This window comes from Micromonospora sp. CA-111912, from assembly GCF_050948415.1.
In the GTDB taxonomy this organism is placed as follows: Bacteria; Actinomycetota; Actinomycetes; order Mycobacteriales; family Micromonosporaceae; genus Micromonospora.
In genome coordinates this window covers 6,847,778-6,864,614 of the sequence record NZ_CP192007.1, presented here as the reverse complement: position 1 = coordinate 6,864,614, position 16,837 = coordinate 6,847,778, and the positions used below count along the sequence as shown (strand labels likewise).

Annotated in this window: 14 protein-coding genes, 1 tRNA gene and 1 pseudogene; 10 read left to right on the top strand and 6 right to left on the bottom strand. The window is 73.0% G+C overall.

Annotated features, from left to right (window positions below; translation table 11 throughout):
- The first annotated feature begins 285 nt into the window (after positions 1 to 285).
- Both ACQPZO_RS29310 and ACQPZO_RS29305 read left to right on the top strand, forming a co-directional pair.
- On the top strand, positions 286 to 894 hold the full coding sequence (locus ACQPZO_RS29310) for a DinB family protein (RefSeq protein ID WP_433345299.1): 609 nt from the start codon (positions 286 to 288) through the stop codon (positions 892 to 894).
- 264 nt (positions 895 to 1,158) lie between these two features.
- Positions 1,159 to 1,596, top strand: a pseudogene (locus ACQPZO_RS29305) (tyrosine-type recombinase/integrase); the annotation flags it as partial.
- A gap of 76 nt (positions 1,597 to 1,672) precedes the next feature.
- Here the strand turns inward: ACQPZO_RS29305 and ACQPZO_RS29300 are convergent.
- Positions 1,673 to 1,746: transfer RNA gene (locus ACQPZO_RS29300), tRNA-Pro, on the bottom strand.
- Between the two features lie 396 nt (positions 1,747 to 2,142).
- Positions 2,143 to 3,036 carry a metallophosphoesterase gene (locus tag ACQPZO_RS29295; RefSeq protein WP_433345297.1) on the bottom strand — a complete coding sequence of 298 codons (894 nt, stop codon included), beginning with the start codon at positions 3,034 to 3,036 and terminating at the stop codon, positions 2,143 to 2,145.
- 25 nt (positions 3,037 to 3,061) lie between these two features.
- On the opposite strand from ACQPZO_RS29295, the gene ACQPZO_RS29290 reads away from it, so the two are divergent.
- Positions 3,062 to 3,517, top strand: coding sequence for a GatB/YqeY domain-containing protein (locus ACQPZO_RS29290; RefSeq protein WP_433345295.1), 456 nt, complete (start codon positions 3,062 to 3,064; stop codon positions 3,515 to 3,517).
- A 1-nt stretch (position 3,518) separates the two neighbouring features.
- Positions 3,519 to 4,223 carry a SanA/YdcF family protein gene (locus ACQPZO_RS29285; RefSeq protein WP_433345293.1) on the top strand — a complete coding sequence of 235 codons (705 nt, stop codon included), beginning with the start codon at positions 3,519 to 3,521 and terminating at the stop codon, positions 4,221 to 4,223.
- Between the two features lie 161 nt (positions 4,224 to 4,384).
- On the opposite strand, the gene ACQPZO_RS29280 is transcribed toward ACQPZO_RS29285, so the two are convergent.
- Complete coding sequence (locus tag ACQPZO_RS29280; RefSeq protein WP_433345291.1) at positions 4,385 to 6,820, bottom strand: transglycosylase domain-containing protein; 2,436 nt, start codon at positions 6,818 to 6,820, stop codon at positions 4,385 to 4,387.
- Between the two features lie 397 nt (positions 6,821 to 7,217).
- On the opposite strand from ACQPZO_RS29280, the gene ACQPZO_RS29275 reads away from it, so the two are divergent.
- The gene (locus tag ACQPZO_RS29275) at positions 7,218 to 7,535 is read left to right on the top strand and encodes a WhiB family transcriptional regulator (RefSeq protein ID WP_350881258.1); all 318 of its coding nucleotides are present in this window, start codon (positions 7,218 to 7,220) and stop codon (positions 7,533 to 7,535) included.
- A gap of 6 nt (positions 7,536 to 7,541) precedes the next feature.
- On the opposite strand, the gene ACQPZO_RS29270 is transcribed toward ACQPZO_RS29275, so the two are convergent.
- From ACQPZO_RS29270 to ACQPZO_RS29260, 3 genes are all read right to left on the bottom strand, one after another.
- The gene (locus tag ACQPZO_RS29270; RefSeq protein ID WP_433345289.1) at positions 7,542 to 8,693 is read right to left on the bottom strand and encodes an ArsA family ATPase; all 1,152 of its coding nucleotides are present in this window, start codon (positions 8,691 to 8,693) and stop codon (positions 7,542 to 7,544) included.
- Between the two features lie 53 nt (positions 8,694 to 8,746).
- A complete protein-coding gene (locus ACQPZO_RS29265; RefSeq protein WP_433345287.1) occupies positions 8,747 to 9,724 on the bottom strand; it encodes an ArsA-related P-loop ATPase in 978 nt (325 codons plus the stop codon).
- A gap of 80 nt (positions 9,725 to 9,804) precedes the next feature.
- Positions 9,805 to 10,788: an Rv0361 family membrane protein gene (locus ACQPZO_RS29260; protein ID WP_433345285.1), complete on the bottom strand. Its 984-nt coding sequence runs from the start codon at positions 10,786 to 10,788 to the stop codon at positions 9,805 to 9,807.
- A 347-nt stretch (positions 10,789 to 11,135) separates the two neighbouring features.
- Between ACQPZO_RS29260 and ACQPZO_RS29255 the strand changes: the two genes are divergently transcribed.
- The 5 genes from ACQPZO_RS29255 (at position 11,136) to ACQPZO_RS29235 (ending at position 16,805) form a co-directional block, all read left to right on the top strand.
- Positions 11,136 to 11,621, top strand: coding sequence for a hypothetical protein (locus ACQPZO_RS29255; protein ID WP_433345283.1), 486 nt, complete (start codon positions 11,136 to 11,138; stop codon positions 11,619 to 11,621).
- 42 nt (positions 11,622 to 11,663) lie between these two features.
- On the top strand, positions 11,664 to 11,819 hold the full coding sequence (locus ACQPZO_RS29250) for a DUF4177 domain-containing protein (protein ID WP_013736319.1): 156 nt from the start codon (positions 11,664 to 11,666) through the stop codon (positions 11,817 to 11,819).
- A gap of 5 nt (positions 11,820 to 11,824) precedes the next feature.
- Positions 11,825 to 12,286, top strand: coding sequence for a RidA family protein (locus ACQPZO_RS29245; RefSeq protein ID WP_433345281.1), 462 nt, complete (start codon positions 11,825 to 11,827; stop codon positions 12,284 to 12,286).
- Between the two features lie 122 nt (positions 12,287 to 12,408).
- Positions 12,409 to 13,221, top strand: coding sequence for an MBL fold metallo-hydrolase (locus ACQPZO_RS29240; RefSeq protein ID WP_433345279.1), 813 nt, complete (start codon positions 12,409 to 12,411; stop codon positions 13,219 to 13,221).
- Positions 13,218 to 16,805, top strand: a complete 3,588-nt coding sequence (locus ACQPZO_RS29235; RefSeq protein ID WP_433345277.1) for an adenylate/guanylate cyclase domain-containing protein — start codon at positions 13,218 to 13,220, stop codon at positions 16,803 to 16,805. The genes ACQPZO_RS29240 and ACQPZO_RS29235 overlap by 4 nt, the downstream gene beginning before the upstream one ends.
- Positions 16,806 to 16,837 lie beyond the last annotated feature (32 nt).

Sequence of the window (16,837 nt, the reverse complement as noted above, 5' to 3'; positions counted from 1 at the left end):
CTGACGACAGTCACACAGCGTATCGCTCCAGTAGCGGGCGTCAATCCGGGCTGTCAGCATGCAGAGACTTCGGCCGAAATGGCAGCTTGGGAATCGTGTTGATCTACACGCTGGGTGGCCACGAACGCCTCGGTCCGGCACGGGGCGGGCACACGCGGCTGCAGACCGCGCCGCCGTTGACCCATCTTGCCCCCTGCATCGGGCACGGACCGGGCACGCGGCAGACAATGGCCTGGCGTCCGCGAGGGTCGCAGTCAGGGTCTCCGTCGTATGTAGTGTGCAGAAGTGACAAGCAGCGAGCAGCTCTCGGAGCAGTTGGACTGGTACTGGCGCAAGAACCTGCGGCCACGGCTGGAGGGTCTTACCGACGAGGAGTACTTCTGGGAGCCGGTGCGCGGCTGCTGGAGTATCCGTCCACGTGGCACGTCGGCCGCAACGATGTCGGAAGGTTTGCGGGAATGGACGATGGACTACGTGTTCCCTGGCCCCGATCCGGCGCCAGTGACCACAATTGCCTGGCGGCTGGCGCACATTATCGTCTCGTGCCTGGGCTATCGGGTCGGATGGTACTTCGGCGGCCAGGACGTCGACTCCGAGACATTCGCCTACGCGGGGACCGCTGACGAGGCGCTGAAACAGCTCGATGAAATGTATGGGAAATGGAACGCGGGGGTCCGCGACCTCTCGGACGCTGACCTGGAGAATCCGCCCACGTTGGGTCCCGAACGGTTTCCCATGGCGAACAGAATCCTGCACGTCAACAGGGAGCTGATCCATCACGGTGCCGAGATTTCCCTGCTGCGCGACCTCTACCGCAGGAGGGAGCCGCACCGCGCCGAATATGACTTTCCGGTGACCGGCGATCGAGCTTCGGAAAGCTACGTGGCCCCTTGACGCTCCGTGGCTGCGAGCTTCAGTGAAGCTGCGCTGTCGAGCAACCGTCCGATCCCGTCGCTGCCTTCCTGCCGCTGGTGCGGGCCACGTCCCGCCGGCTCTCGATCGCACCGGCCACCGTGCCGGTTCCCCCGGAATCCGCTGAGCGGCCCAGCACGGCCTGTCTGCCGTCCACGATGGCCCGGATTCGCACACCTCGACGGGTGGGGATTGCCTGCGGCAACTCGCCGGATGCCGACGACCAGGCACCCCACCCGTCCCGGCATCACACGGGTCGGCGGCCAACTGCTGCACCGCGAGACCAAGACGCCGACCTCGGACGCCACGCTTCCGCTGCCGGACATCTGCACGGCGGCACTCAACCTCCGCCAGAGTGCGAGGAAGAACGACCGCGATCAGGCGGGCATCGCCTGGCAGGGCTCCCGGCTGCTGTTCACCACCCGCTACGGAACGCCCGTGTGGCCGCGCAACTTCAACCGCTCCTGGGACGCCCGCTGCGCCCGAGCCGGCGTCCGGAAGATCACCGTGCACGACGCCCGGCGTACCTGCGTGACCCTGCTCGTCGACCTGGACGTCCACCCGCGCGTCATCATGCAGGTGCTCCGGCACGCCGAGGTCTCGGTCACGATGGAGATCTACTCCCAGGCGTCCTCGGACGCCACCCGCGACGCCCTCAAGCGCCTCGGCGAGAGCCTGCGATAGGCCGCTGCTGTACTCGACTGCTGTACGGAAACACGAGAGGGCACATCCATCGATCGGATGTGCCCTCTGACCTCTGTCGGGGTGGCCGGATTCGAACCGACGACCTCTTCGTCCCGAACGAAGCGCGCTACCAAGCTGCGCCACACCCCGAGGCGTGCGGACAAATAGTAGCCCACCCCGTCCGGTGGTCAAACTCGGTACCCCGTCCGCAGCCCGGCACCCCGCCGGGCCCTGGGCTGACCGGAGCCGATGTCGCAGGCGACTCAGCTCCAAGGGCGCGCCAACCAGCCTCGTACCCTCGTCGGCCCGCCGCGCAGGGCAGCGGATGCGCCCGGCGAACCCCTGCCTGACCGCCCGCCGGACAGCCCGAGGCGGTGCCCGGACCGGCCGGCGGTAGCGCACGCGGGGCAGCTCCAAAGGGGCGCAGATCACACCCGGACCCGGACCCTGACCCGGCTCGGCGACCGGGCTGGGCCGGGCTGGGCCGGGTCGGGCCGGGCCGGTCGAGCCGGGTCGGGCCGGGCTGGGCCGTGGGTCAGCGGGGGATCAGCGGGGGATCAGGGTGAGGATGCTTGCCTCCGGGCGGCAGGCGAACCGGATTGGTGCGGTCGGGTGGGTGCCCAGGCCGGCGGAGACGTGCAGCCAGGAGTCGGAGCCGGGCCAGCGGTGCAGGCCCTTCGCCATCGACCGGGGCAGCCCGCAGTTGGTCACCAGCGCCCCGTAGCCGGGCACGCAGACCTGGCCCCCGTGGGTGTGGCCGGCGAGCAGCAGGCCGAAGCCGTCTGCGGCCATCCGGTCGAGCACGGCCGGCTCGGGGGAGTGGGCCAGGGCGATCGACAAGTCCGCCGAGGCGGAGACCGGGCCGGCGACGGCGGGGTAGTCGTCCCGCGCGACGTGCGGGTCGTCGACCCCGACCAGCTCGATCAGCCGGCCGCCCGCCTTGACCGTCGTCCGGGCGTTGTTCAGGTCCGCCCAGCCGGCCCCGGTGAAGACGTGACGCAACTCCTCGTACGGCAGCTCGACGCCCTCGGTGTACTCCCGGTCGGGAAGGAGGTAGCTGAACGGGTTCTTCAACACCGGCCCGGTGTAGTCGTTCGAGCCGAAGACGAACGCGCCGGGCAGGTCCAGCAGCGGGTGCAGGGCCCGCAGCACGCCGGGCACCGCGCCCGGGTCGGCCATGTTGTCCCCGGTGACCACGACCAGGTCCGGGTCCAGCGCCGCGAGCGACGCCACCCATTCCTGCTTGCGTCGCTGCTCCGGCATCATGTGCAGGTCCGACAGGTGCAGGACCCGCAGCGGCTCGGCGTCGGCCGGCAGCACCGGGACATCGAACCGACGCAGGGTGAACATGTTGCGCTCGACGAGTGACGCGTACGCCAGGGTTGCCGCTCCGGCGGCGGCGGTCCCGAGGGCGAACCGGAATAGTGTGCGCTTTCGCATGCCAACCAGGGTAGTTTCACCGTTCATGAGCACGCTGAAGGACCGCCTCACCGCCGACATGCGCGCCGCACTCAAGGCACGCGACGAGTTGACCACCTCCACCCTGCGGATGGCCCTGGCCGCCGTCGGCACCGCCGAGGTCGCCGGCAAGGTCAAGCGCGAGCTCACCGACGACGAGGTGCTCGCGGTGCTGACCAAGGAGGCGAAGAAGCGGCGCGAGGCCGCCACAGCCTTCGGCGACGCGGGCCGCGCCGAGCAGTCCGCGAAGGAGATCGCCGAGGGCGACGTGCTGGAGCGCTACCTGCCGAAGCAGCTCTCCGACGAGGAGTTGGCCGAGCTGGTCGCGGGGGCGCTCGCCGCAGGCGGGTTCAGCGGCAAGGCCCAGATGGGCCAGGCCATGAAGGCGGCCCAAGCTTCGGTGGCGGGCCGGGCCGAGGGGGGCCGGGTGGCCGCCGAGGTGCGCCGCCAGCTCGGCCTCTGACGTGGCGCCCCCGGCCGCGCGGATCGGCCGGGCGCGTCGTCTGCTCGGGGGACGGCGACGCCTGACGCGCCTGGCCGCCGCAGGCGTCGTCGTACTGCTTCTCGTCAGCGCCCCCTGGCTGTGGACGAAGATTGCCGCGCACGGTCACGTGTACGGCGAGGCCGATGCGCCGGCCGCGGACGTCGTCATCGTCCTGGGGACCGAGGTGGCGGCGGACCGCCGCAGACCGGCGGAACGGCTCGCCGGCCGCCTGGAGACCGCCGCCGCGCTCGTGCGCGGCGGGCGGGCCCGGGTGATCCTCGTGTCCGGGGACGGCGGCGGCGCGTCCGGCGACGAGCCGGCGGTGATGACGTCGTACCTGACGGAGCTCGGCGTCGATCCGCGGCGCGTCGTGGGTGACCCGTCCGGCCTGGACACCTACGACAGCTGTGCCCGGGCGCGTGAGGTGTACGGGGTCACCCGGGCGCTGATCGTGACGCAGTCCTACCACCTGTCGCGGGCGGTGACGCTGTGCCGGCGCCTCGGCCTCGACGTCGACGGGGTGGCCGCCCGCTGTGCCGGCTGCGCTGCCACTCTGCTCGCGGAGAAGGCGGCCCGCGACTACTTCGCCAGCGGGAAGGCGGCGTGGGACGCTGCGCGGCGCAGGCCGCCGGCGGTCCGCTCGCCCGCAGACCCTGCTGTCCAGGACGCGCTACGGGACAGCTGAGCCCGTCCGGGTCGCACCGGCCGGGACTGTCGTGGTTGCGCCCCTGCTGGGTGGTGTCCCGGTTGCAGTGATCCAAATCCATGGTCAGTGACGGAACGGGAACGGGCGGGCACCCCCGAAGGGATGCCCGCCCGTCGCATCGTGGCCCAGGTCCGGTGGGGTCAGCCGGGACGACCCGGGCGGCCTCCCTGGCCGGGCGCGTTACCGGTGCCGTCGTTGTTCGGTGGGGTGACCGGTTTGTTGCTGCCGCTGCTGACCTCGATGGTCACCACGCCGCCCTTGATGGTGCGGCCGTTCGGGCTGGTGCCGGCGGCCTTGCCGGCACCGCAGCTCGACGGCACCCGGCTGGAGGAGACCACGACGTCGAAGCCGACGCCCTTGAGCCGGTCCTTGGCGGTCTCGAGGTCCTGGCACTTCACGTCGGGGATCGAGCGCTGGTCACCCTCCATGATCTTGCCGCTGGGCGGGGTGAACTCGATGCCCTTCTTGCCCTTCATGGCGTCACGCAGCGTCTCGTACACCGGGGGGTTGATGCCCGTCGGGACGTTGTGACCCATCTTCTGGTTGGTCTGCGGCCAGTCCGGGTCGGCCTGGATGCCGGCGACCGCGTACTGCTTGGTCATCACGACCAGGGAGGAGGTCTTCTCCGAGTCGGTGGTGCCGGACTTGCCGGCCACCGGCTTGCCGACGGTGCTGCGCACGTTGCGGGCGGTCGCGCCGACGCACTTGGAGGTCGACGAGCGGTCGCCGACCGGGCAGCGGGCCGCGTCCACGGCGGCCCGGGCGACCTCGGTGCTGATCCGCTGCTCGCAGCGCGGGTTGGCGATGTCCAGCTTCTTGCCGTCCGGGCCCTTGATCTCCTGCACCGGTATCGGCTCGCAGTACTTGCCGTCGGCCGCCAGGGTCGCGTACGCGTTGGCCAGGTCCAGCGGCGTGGTGGCCGAGACGCCCAGGGTGAACGCACCCCACTGGTGCGCCGCCTCCTTGTTGCCGGCGAACCTGGCGTCCTCGGCCGAGCGGAACTGGATGCCCAACTTCTGCGCCGCCTTGATCACGTTCTCCGAGCCGACCTGCTGCTGGAGCGGGACGAAGAAGGTGTTCACCGAGCTGCCGAACGCGCTCCACATGTTGTGCACGCCGGCCATCGACTCCACCGAGTTGGTGGGGCAGTAGAAGTGCGTGCCCGGGCAGGCCGCGTTGCTGCCGCTGTCGATGATGTATTCCGACTTGAACTGCTTCGGCGAGTTGATCGTGTAGCTGAGCGGGATGCCCTTCTCCAGAGCGGCGACGATCGTGAAGATCTTGAACGTCGAGCCGGCCTGATACCCGCTGATGTCGCCACCGCCGGTGAGCAGCGGGTTCACCGTGTTGGGGTAGCTGCCCCGGATCTTCTTCTGGGCCTTCTTCGGGTCGCTGTTGATCTTGTTTTGCGGCTTCTTCGGGTCGTCGAGCTTGAAGTTCCGGTTCACCGAGAGCGCCCGGACCCGCCCGGTGCCTGGCTCGATCACCGAGACCATCCGGGCCGCCTTGCTGTTGACCCCGAGGCCCTTGCGGACCGCCTTGTCGGCGCCGTTCTGCGCCTGCACGTCGAGGCTGGTGACGATGGTGTAGCCGCCGCTCTTGAGCCGCCGCTCCCGGTCGTACGAGGTCGAGCCGAACGTCTCCTGCTGCAGCCACCAGCGGTAGAAGTAGTCGCAGAAGAAGCCCCACTCCTTCTTGTTGGTGGCGACGCAGCCGTTCGGGGTCTTCTTGTCCTTGACCACCATCTTGGTGACCTTGGCGGCCTCGCCCTCCTCCTTGGTGATGGCACCGATGTCGACCATGTTCCCGATGATGTAGTCACGCCGGGCGAGGGCCAGCGGGTACCCGGCCTTGGTGGTCGGGTCGTTGGTGGTCGGGGCCTTCACCATGCCGGCCAGCATGGCCGCCTCGTCGATCCTGAGCTTGCTCGGCGGCTTGCCGAAGTAGACCTGGCTGGCGGCGTAGATGCCGTACGCGCCGTTGCCGAAGGAGGCGATGTTCAGGTAGCGCTCCAGAATCTCGTCCTTGGAGAGCTCCTTGTCGACCTGGAGGGCGTAGCGCATCTCCTTGAGCTTGCGGGCGCTGGTGTCCTCGGTCGCGGCGACCACGTCGGCCGGGTGGGTGGCCGAGTACGCGATGGCCAGCCGGACGTACTGCATCGTCAGGGTCGACGCCCCCTGCTGGGAGTTGGCGCCGGACTGGTTGTTGACGAAGGCGCGGGCGATGCCGTTGAGGTCGACGCCGTTGTGCTTGTAGAACTCGTGGTCCTCGGCGGCGATGATCGCCTTCTGCATGTACGGCGAGATGTCGGCGAGCTTCACGTTCCGCCGGTTCTCGTCGTACATGGTGGCCAGCGGCGTCTTGCGGTCGGAGGCGAGCAGGTAGCTGATCTGGGGCGGGAGGCCCACCGTCAACTCCTTGGGCAGCGCTCCGAAGGTCTCAGCGCCGGCCTTGGCGGCCAGCCCGGACATCGCTACCGCGGGGAAGGCCGCCGCCGCGACCACCACGCCGGCCAGCAGGCCACAGATGAGTAGCGATGCGGCGTTGGTCAGCACATTGTGGTCACGTTTCCGCATCCAGGTCACCTCGACAGAGTACGCGAGTAGGGAATGAGGGGCGCTGGGGCGTCTTTCTCCCATTTCCTGCGCGCGCCGACCTCGTTGTGCTAAACGCACGAACCCTGGTACGAGGTTGCGTGGATCCGGCGACGAGTCTTCACCGATCGGAGGAGCGGCGCGGCGTTTTCACGTACCCCGGCCGGGTAGACGGGGGCCGAAGGCCCGGGAAGCCGGGAGTGTCCGTAATGGTGGATTTTGCCGACAACGTTGCGTAATCAGCCGACTACAGAGCATGATGGTGGCGGTGACCGAGCCACGCGTCGTCCGGGCCGCCCGGGGGGTCGGGCGGACGGCAGGAGTATTCGACGGCTGGTCGCGCGACGTCGGTAGGTACTGCAAGGGGGGACGTGTACACATGGGCATGATCACGGACTGGCCGTCGCTGGCGGCGTGTCAGAACGGGGACCCGGACGCGCTGTTCGTACAGGGCGCTGAACAGAACGTGGCGAAGCGGATCTGCCGGAGCTGCCCAGTTCGGTACGAGTGCCTGGCCGATGCGCTCGACAACCGGATCGAGTTCGGGGTGTGGGGTGGCATGACCGAGCGGGAACGCCGGGCCCTGCTGCGCCGGCACCCCCAGGTCGCGAGCTGGCGGAAGATGTTCGAGGCGGCCATGAAGAAGAACGCCAAGGACAAGCCCGGCAAGGACAAGGTCCTGGTCACGGCCGGTTGACGCCGGTCACGGCCGGCTGATCGCCGCGCCGATCGTCCGCAGCCCGTCGATGTCGTGCACGTCGGCGGGCTGCGCCGTCACCGACACCGCCGGCACCTGCGGGAACGCCTCGCTGAACCGGGCCGCCACCCGCTGCTCGCGGTGCGCCTGCTGGGCCAGCGCGGCGTGGGCCCGCAGCACGTCGACAGTCCCGGAGTGCCCGCCGGCCTCGGCCAGCCGGTCGGCGGCGGCCAGGCTGGTCGCCGCGTCCAGGGTGTCGAACGCCGGCCGATGCACCCGGTTGAGCACCAGGCCGGCCAGCGGCATCCGCTCCTCGCCCAGCCGCCCGGCGAAGTACGCCGCCTCCCGAACCGCGTCCGGCTCCGGAGCCGCGACCAGCAGGAAGGCCGTCTCCCGCGCCTGCAGGATCCGGTACGTCTGCTCGGCCCGCTGCCGGAATCCGCCGAACATCGAGTCCAGCGCGGCCACGAAGCCGGACAGGTCGGTGAGCAGCTGGGCGCCGAGCACCTTCTGCACCACCTTCGAGAACATGCCGAAGCTCGCGGTGACGAGGCTGAACATGCTCCGGCCCCCGCTGCGCGCCGGCGCCAGCAGCAGCCGCAGCATCCGCCCGTCGAGAAAGCGGGACAGCCGGGCCGGCGCGTCCAGGAAGTCCAGCGCCGAGCGGGACGGCGGGGTGTCCACCACGATCAGGTCCCACTCGCCCCGGGCGTGCAGTTGGCCGAGCTTCTCCATCGCCATGTACTCCTGCGTGCCGGCGAACGTGGAGCTCATGGCCTGGTAGAACGGGTTGGCGAAGATGTCCGCCGCCTTCGCCGGGTCGGTGTGCTGGAGCACCACGTCGTCGAAGGTCCGCTTCATGTCGAGCATCATGGCGTGCAGCTCGCCCCCGCTGGCCTCGACGTCGATGTCCTTGACCTGGCGGGGAGTGTTGTCCAGCTCGGTCAGGCCGAGCGACTGGGCCAGCCGGCGGGCCGGGTCGATGGTGAGCACCACCGTACGCCGACCGTGCTGCTCGGCGGCCCGCAGCGCGAGCGCGGCGGCGGTGGTCGTCTTGCCCACCCCGCCCGCCCCGCAGCACACCACGATCCGCACGCCGGGGTCGGCGAGGATCTGGTCGACGTCCAGCTGCGGCGCCGCGTCTTCGGAAGGCACCAATCGAGCGTATCGGGCTTCGGGGGATCTCCGCGCCGTGCTGGCTGCAGTGTGCGTCACTCCGCCCGGACGAGCGCCCGGGCCAGCGTCTCGAGGCCCGCCCGGTCGACCCCGTCGGGCAGCAGCGGCAGCTCGGTCAGGGTGAGCCCCAACTCGACCAGTTCGGTGCGGAGCGAGTCCTCCAACTCCCGGCGGATCTGCTGGTCGCGCGCCTCGGCGGCGAGCCCGGCGACGGTGTTCCGGTCGGCGGGCAGCCCGGCGGCGACCAGACCGCGCTTCAGCTCCGCCGCGCTCACCGCCCGGCCCGCGGGTCGCGGCGGCCGGGCCGCGTTGACGACCACCCGGCCCACCGGGAAGCCGAGCTGGGTCAGCTCGGCGATCGCGTCGACGGTCTCCTGAACCGGCATCTCCTCCAGGAGCGTCACCACGTGCACCGTGGTCATCGGGGAGCGCAGCAGCGCGGCGACCCCCTCGCTCTGGGTCTTGATCGGGCCCACCTTGGCCAGCCGGGCCGTCTCCGCCGTCACGTTGAGGAACCGGCCGATCCGCCCGGTCGGCGGCGCGTCCAGCACCACCGCGTCGTACACCCGGCGCTGACCGGCGGTGCGGGTGGTGGCCTCCTTGACCTTGCCGGTCAGCAGCACGTCGCGCAGGCCGGGGGCGATGGTGGTGGCGAAGTCGATCGCGCCGAACTTGCGCAGCGCCCGGCCGGCGGCGCCGAGCTTGTAGAACATGTCGAGGTACTCCAGCAGGGCCTCTTCGGCGTCCACCGCCAGGGCACACACCTCGCCGCCGCCAGGGGCGGTGGTCAGGTGCCGCTCGGCGTACGGCAGCGGGTCGGTGCCGAAGAGCTGGGCGATGCCCTGCCGCCCCTCCACCTCCACCAGCAGGATGCGCCGGCCCTCGGTGGCCAGCGCCATGGCCAGCGCCGCCGCCACGCTGGTCTTGCCGGTGCCGCCCTTGCCGGTCACCACGTGGAGGCGTGCCGGCCACTCGGCACCGGTCGGGTCGGCCCGCCGTTCAGCTGCTCGCACCCGTCGAGCCTATCCACCCGGCGGCCCGGGCGACGGCGGCCGGCCCCCGGTGGTCCGGGCCGGCCCCGTCGCCCGAGCGGTCAGGCGATCTCGCAGACCCACCAGCCGGTCTTCCGCACGACCGTGAAACGGAGGTCCTGGTCGGTGACCTTCTCGTCGGACGTGGTCATGGTCACCTTGGTGCTGACCGTGGCCCGGTCGCCGGTCTGGTTGTCCACCTTCGGGGTGGGCCAGGAGAACCGGGAGCTCTTGTGCTGCTCGACGTACCCGCGCACCTCCGCCACCTTCGCGGCGATCTTCTTGTCGTCCCGCGACGCGGCGCAGACGTGGCTGGCGGCCTTCTTCGCGTCCCGCTCGCGGTAGACGCTGATGAGGAAGGCGTCCACCGCCTCGGCCGGTTCCTTCGCGCCCTCGCCACTCTCGGCGTTGCGCAGGGTGAGGAAGGCGGCGGTTCCACCGCCGCCGCACAGCAACAGCGCCAGGGCGGCCACGATCGAGACGATCAGCACGCCGCGCCGCTTCTTCGGCGCCGCCGGGGCGGTGGCGGGGTACGGCGGGTAGCCCGGCTGGGGCGGCGGGAACGCGCCCACCGGGCTACCCGGCCCGCCGGGCGCGCCGAACTGGGCCGGGCCACCGGCCGGGGGTGGGCCCCCGAACTGGGTGGGTCCACCGGACTGGGCGGGTCCCCCGAAGTGGGGTGGGCCTCCGAACTGGGTGGGGCCACCGGCCTGGGGTGGGCCACCGGCCTGGGGTGGGCCACCGGCCTGGGGTGGGCCACCGAACTGGGCGGGTCCCCCGAACTGGGGTGGGCCGCCGAACTGGGGTGGGCCGCCGAACTGGGGTGGGCCGCCGAACTGGGGTGGGCCGCCGAACTGGGGTGGGCCACCGAACTGGGCGGGTCCGCCGATCGGGCCGGGTGTGGTGCCGGGCGGGGCCTGCTGGGGCGGGGCCTGGCCGGGCGGGAGGTGGCCGGGTGGGGCCTGGCCGGGCGGGCCGGGGGCGCGGTCGCCGGAAGGCGGACCGCTGGGCGTGCCGGTGGCGCCGTCGTCGGGCGGTTGGGTCATGTCGATCCCCCGGGGTGCGGCCCGTCGTCGTCGCGCGGACGCGAGGGCTGGTCGAACGAAGGCGGACGGGCCGTGCGCGTCGTCCGTCGGAAGGGTAGCGGTGAACGGCCCGGCGGGTGGGTCCCCGGGCCGGGCGGGGCGGTGCATCGATCATGGAGTGCCGATCCCCGCCATCCGGTACCGGACCCCCGATCTGTCGCATATGTGACTTGAGGTGTCCGGACATGCGCGTCCCGTTGTTCCTGTCGGGAATCGGTCCTACGTTCGTGCCGGCGCGGGGGACGGATCGGCAGATGTCCGAGCCACATGGTGACGACTTGATCAGGTGCGAGGCCCGGAGGCAGTACATGCGCGACACCGAGAACATCTCCCGAGCCCAGTTCCCGTCCTGCGGCAGCGCCCGGCGGGGCGGGACCGGCCCTGCGGGCGAGGAGGGACCGGTCACGGGCCTGCCGTTCAACGAACGGTCCTACCGGCGGCTCACCGACCCGGGGGAGATGCTGCGGACCCTGAGCCGCCCGGCCGAGCGCTCCCGGGACGAGGAGGAACCGGGGTACGTCATCCACCTGCCGATCCGGGTGGCAGACCTGGCGGCGGCGGCTGCTCTGGCCGGCAAGGTCGCGATCTCGCTGGGCTTCCTGCCCGAGCTGGACGCCGGCGAGACCACCGTCTCCACCGCCGACGACCAGAACAACCGGCACCGGGTCTTCTGCGACCTCCTGCTGCCCGACCGGTCCCGCTGCCCCCAGCGGTATGACCACGGGGGGCCCTGCGGCGAACCGCCGGCCGCCCCGGAGCAGCGTCCCGCGCCGCCCGGCGGCGCCGGATCGTAGGCTGGGCGGAAAGTTCACCGCCTTCTAGGGAGCCCTGCGCAGATGCAGAAGTGGGAATACGCGACCGTGCCGCTGCTGGTCCACGCGACCAAGCAGATCCTCGACAACTGGGGTGAGGACGGTTGGGAACTCGTGTCCGTGGTCCCCGGACCCAACCCGGAGCAGCTCGTCGCGTACCTCAAGCGCCCGAAGGCGTGAGCGACGTGAGCAACGGACCGCACGCCAAGCTCGCCGAGCTCGGGCTGACCCTGCCCGAGGTGGCGCCCCCGGTGGCCAGCTACGTGCCGGCCGTCCAGTCCGGGCAGCACGTCTACGTCTCGGGGCAGCTCCCCGTGGCACAGGGCAAGCTGCTGGCCACCGGGAAGGTGGGCGCCGGGGTCTCCGCCGAGCAGGCCAAGGACCTGGCGCAGCGGTGTGCCCTGAACGCCCTCGCCGCCGTCGACGCGTTGGTCGGCCTGGAGAACGTCGTCAAGATCGTCAAGGTGACCGGGTTCGTGGCGAGCGCCCCGGGCTTCACCGGCCAGCCGGGCGTGATCAACGGCGCGTCCGACCTGTTCGGCGCGGTCTTCGGCGAGGCCGGCCGGCACGCCCGCTCCGCGGTGGGTGCCGCCGAACTCCCCCTCGACGCCCCCGTCGAGGTCGAGCTGATCGTCGAGGTCGCCTGATCCCCCGCGGCTCCCCGCGATCATGCACTCAGGGCCCGGATGAAAGCCGTGAACGGGCACAAATCCTGGGCCGTAAGTGCAAGATCGCGGGGAGCGGCGGGCGGGGTCGTACGATCGCTGACATGACGGGGCACATCACGGCGGCCGTGGGGGCGCTGGCGGGCGAGCTGCCCGGGTGGGTGACGCTGCTGCGCGCGCCGAACCCGGGGCCGATGACCCTCGACGGCACCAACACCTGGGTGCTGCGGTCCGGGCCCGGCGAGCCGGCCGTGGTGGTTGATCCCGGGCCGGCCGACGACGGGCACCTGAGCGCGATCGCGGCGCACGGGCCGGTCGCCACCGTGCTGATCACCCACGGCCACCCGGACCACACCGAGGGCTCGCCCCGGCTGCGCGAGCTGCTCGGGGGCGCGCCCGTGCGGGCCGTCGACCCGGCGCACAGCCACGGCGGGCCGCCGCTCGACCCGGGCGGCGACCTCGACCAGGCGGGCCTGGTCATCCGGCCGCTCCCCGCGCCGGGCCACACCGCCGACTCGATCTGCTTCCTCGTGGAGCACGACGGCGAGCGGGTGGTGCTCACCGGCGACACCATCCTGGGCCGGGGCACCACCGTCGTCGCCCACCCGGACGGGCACCTCGGGGACTACCTGACCAGCCTGGAGCTGCTGTCGACGTACCGGGGGGTGCCGGCGCTGCCGGGGCACGGCCCGGCGCTGGCCGACTGCGGGGTCGCCGCCGAGTTCTACCTCGCCCACCGCCGCGCCCGGCTCGACCAGGTCCGGCGGGCGGTCGCCGAGGGTGTCACCACCGCGCCCGAGGTGGTGGCGCGGGTGTACGCCGACGTGGACCGCTCGCTGTGGTGGGCGGCCGAGTGGTCGGTCCGGGCCCAGCTGGAGTACCTGGGGGTCGCCCCGGAAGGGGTGGAGCGGCCGTGACCTGCCCGGTCTGCGGCACGCTGGCCGTCCCGGGGGCGCGGTTCTGCCACAACTGTGGCGTCGCCCTGCCGGCCGCCGCGGCCCTGCCGACCGCCGAGCGGCGGGTGGTCACCGTGCTCTTCGGCGACCTGTCCGATTTCACCTCCTGGTCGGAGGACCTCGACCCGGAGCGGGTCGGCGCGGTCACCGACCGGGTGCTCGCCTCCCTCGCCGGGGCGGTGAAGACCTTCGGCGGGCACGTCGACAAGCTGACCGGCGACGGGATCATGGCGGTCTTCGGCGCCCCGGTCGCCCACGAGGACGACGCCGAACGTGCCGTCCGCGCCGCGCTGTCCATGCAGCGGGCGGTGCGCCGGGTGCTCGACGACGAGCGGGGCGGCGGTGCGCCGCTCGGCCTGCGGGTCGGGCTGAACACCGGCGACGTGATCGCCGGCATCCAGGCGGCGATCGAGTACACGGTCATCGGCGACACCGTGAACACCGCCGCCCGGCTCGCCGACGCCGCCGCCGTCGGCGCGATCTACGCGGGAGCCCGTACCTCCGCCGCGACCCGGCACGTGGCGTCCTGGCGGACGCTGCGCCCGCTGCGGCTCAAGGGCAAGCGTGAGCCGGTCGAGGCGTACGAGCTGCTCGGCCTGCTCGACGCGCCGGGCACCCGGTCCGGCCTCGGCGACGAGGCGCCGTTCGTCGGCCGGGAGACCGAGGTCGGCCGGGTGGCCGGCCGGCTCGCCGAGGTGATCGACCGCGGCGAGCCCCGGGTGCTGCTGATGACCGCCGAGGCGGGGATCGGCAAGTCCCGGTTCTCCGCCGAGGTGGAACGCCTCGCCGCCGGCTACGACGTCGGCACCGGCCGGTACGCCGCGCACACCGGGGCCCGGGTGCTCTCGGTGCGCTGCGCCGCGTTCGGCGAGCGCCGCCGGCTGGCGCCCCTGGCCGACCTGGTCCGGGCCGCCGTCGGTCTGCCCAACGACCCGGCCACCGCGCTGACCCGCCCGGCCGTGGAGGAGCGGCTGCGCCGGCTCGGCAACCGCCTCGGCCGGCTCGGCGACGACGTCGCCCCGGTCGCCGTCGACCAGCTCCTGGCCCTGCTCGGGTACGCCGACCTGCCCGCCGGCAGCCCGGCCGACCAGGGCGAGTGGGGTTCCGCCCAGCCGCCCGTCGACGCGGACGCCGTGCCGAACGCGGTGGCCGACCTGCTCAGCGCCCTGGCCGCCGAGGCGCCCCTGGTGGTGATCGTCGACGACCTGCACGACGCCACCGCCGAGACCATCCGGGCGCTCGGGCTGGCCCTGTCCCGGATCACCGGCCCGGTGCTGGTGCTCCTGCTCGGCCGCCCCGAGCTGGTGCGTACCGCCGGGGCGCTGACCCGGGTGGCGGACGCCGAGGTCCACGCGCTGCCCCCGCTGCGCGGCGCCGACGCGGCCCGGCTGCTCACCAGCTACCTCGGCGGCGGGAAGCTGCCGCAGCCCGACGCCGACCGGCTGCTCATCACGGCCCAGGGCAATCCGTTCTACCTCGCCGAGCTGGTCACCCTGCTGATGGAGCGGGGCGCGCTGACCGCCGTGGCTGACCGGTCCGCCCCCGCCAACGCCGGCTGGCGGCTCGCGCCCGGCTCGCTCGGCAGCCGGCTGCTCTCCCGGGACCTCGCCGCCGTGCTCGCCGCCCGGATCGACGCGCTGCCGCCGGACGCCCGGTCGGTGCTGCGGGACGCCGCCGTGGTCGGCGACACCGTGCCGGCGGGTGCCCTGGAGGCGCTGCGCGAGCAGCGCGCCGGGTGGGCCGGCCGGCCGGCCGCCGTGGTGGCCGTGGAGCTCGACCGGGCCGTCGAGGAGCTGCTGCAACGCCGGATGCTGCACCGGACCCGCACCGGGTACTCCTTCGCCACACCGCTGATGCGGGAGGCCGCGTACTCCGGGGTGAGCAAGGCCGAGCTGGCCGAGCGGCACGCCGCGCTGGCCCGTTGGGCGGCGCCCAGCGGCCCGGGCGGGCCCGCCGCCCCGGGCGGGTTCACCGACGCGGCCCGGGACGCGTTCGTCGCCGAGCACGTGGAGCGGGCCGCCGCGCTCGCCGACGCGGTGAAGCTGCGCCCGGACGCGCCGGCGCGCACCGTCGCCACGCTCGGGGTGACCGCGCTGGGCCGGGCCGCCCGCCGCTCGTTGCAGGCCGGGGAGCCGGCCGTGGCCGTCGAGTACGCCGAGCGCGCCGCCGAGCTGGCCCGGGACGGGCTGTCGGCGGCCGACCGGGTGGCGCACGCCCGCGCCCTGCTCCAGGTCGGCCGGGCGGCCGACGCGCTCGCCTACGCGGAGAAGATCGCCGCCAACGCCGGGGACGACGCCGTCGCCCGGACCAGCGCACTGCTGCTCGCCGGGCAGGCCCACCAGGCCCAGGGCGACCAGGCCCGGGCGGCGGCCTGCTGGCAGGAGGCGTTGCAGGTGGCCACGGCCGGTGAGCTGCCGGCCCTGCGCGCCTCGGCGATGCGTCGGCTCGGCATGGCCGACTTCGTGGCCGGCCGGCTGGGGCAGGCGAGCAGCCGGCTCGCGGCGTCGTACCAGGTCAGCCTGACCGCGCAGGACCGGCGGGGGCAGGCGTGGTCGTTGCAGAACCTGGCCTGGGTGACCACCACCCGGGGTGACTTCGCCGGCACCGACGCGGTGCTCGGCCGGGCCGCCCGGCTCTTCGCCGAGTTGAAGGACCCGTACGGGCGGGCCTGGCTGCGCGGCACCACGGCGTTCGCCCGGCTGCTCGCCGGCCGGCTGGGGGAGGCGTGCCGGCTCGCGCGGGTCTTCCTCCCGTTCGGCGAGCGGGTCGGTGAGGCGTGGGCGGTCGGCACGCTGCGCGCGGTCGAGGCGTTCGCCGGCGCGGAGCTGGGCGAGATCGCCGAGGCCGACCGGGCGGCCCGCCGGGCGTACCGGGACTTCGCCGAGGTCTCCGACGACTGGGGGCAGGGCTTCGCCCTGGTGGCGCGCGGGGTGGTCGCCCGGGGGCTGGGCGAGCCGGAGCACGCCGCGGACCTGCTCGGCGACGCGATGTCGTACGCCGAACGGACCTCGCACCCGCTGCTCACCGGGATGGCCGGCACGCTGCGCGGCTTCGTGGCGCTGGACATGGGCGACTGCGACACCGCCGAGCGCTCGGCGCGCGCGGTGCTGACCGCCGTCGAGCCGCACAACCCGCAGGCGCCCGCTCAGGTGGGCCCCCGGGTGCTGCTGGCCACCGCCCGGCTGGCCGCCGGTGACTCGGCCACCGCCGTGGGGCTGCTCGCCCCGGTGGCCACCGCCTCCACGAACGCGCCGTCGCTGCTGTTCTCCCGCCGTCAGACCATGGCCCGGTACGCCTCGGCGTTGCTCGCCCACGGCCAGCACGAGCAGGCCCTGGACTGGGCCCACCGGGCGGTCGCCGTCCCGGCGGAGGACGTGCGCAGCCAGGTGATCGCGGCGAGCGTGCTGGCCGAGGCGCTGGCCGCCTGCGGCCGGCCCGCCGAGGCGCTGGCCAGCGCCGAGGAGGCCGTCCGCCTGGCGTACGCGACGGAGCAGCGCAGCGAGCGGCTGGCGGCGGACGCGTTGCGGGTCCGCCTGCGGGGGTGAGTGAGACGCCGGTCCGGTGCGTTCGGCGCGTC

Excerpts from the sequence above, each read along its gene's own strand:
- ACQPZO_RS29250 (WP_013736319.1), top strand. The coding sequence starts at position 11,664 with ATGCAGAAGTGGGAATACGCGACCGTGCCGCTGCTGGTCCACGCGACC.
- ACQPZO_RS29280 (WP_433345291.1), bottom strand. The coding sequence starts at position 6,820 with ATGCGGAAACGTGACCACAATGTGCTGACCAACGCCGCATCGCTACTC.
- ACQPZO_RS29290 (WP_433345295.1), top strand. The coding sequence starts at position 3,062 with ATGAGCACGCTGAAGGACCGCCTCACCGCCGACATGCGCGCCGCACTC.
- ACQPZO_RS29260 (WP_433345285.1), bottom strand. The coding sequence starts at position 10,788 with ATGACCCAACCGCCCGACGACGGCGCCACCGGCACGCCCAGCGGTCCG.
- ACQPZO_RS29240 (WP_433345279.1), top strand. The coding sequence starts at position 12,409 with ATGACGGGGCACATCACGGCGGCCGTGGGGGCGCTGGCGGGCGAGCTG.
- ACQPZO_RS29295 (WP_433345297.1), bottom strand. The coding sequence starts at position 3,036 with ATGCGAAAGCGCACACTATTCCGGTTCGCCCTCGGGACCGCCGCCGCC.
- ACQPZO_RS29255 (WP_433345283.1), top strand. The coding sequence starts at position 11,136 with ATGCGCGACACCGAGAACATCTCCCGAGCCCAGTTCCCGTCCTGCGGC.
- ACQPZO_RS29275 (WP_350881258.1), top strand. The coding sequence starts at position 7,218 with ATGGGCATGATCACGGACTGGCCGTCGCTGGCGGCGTGTCAGAACGGG.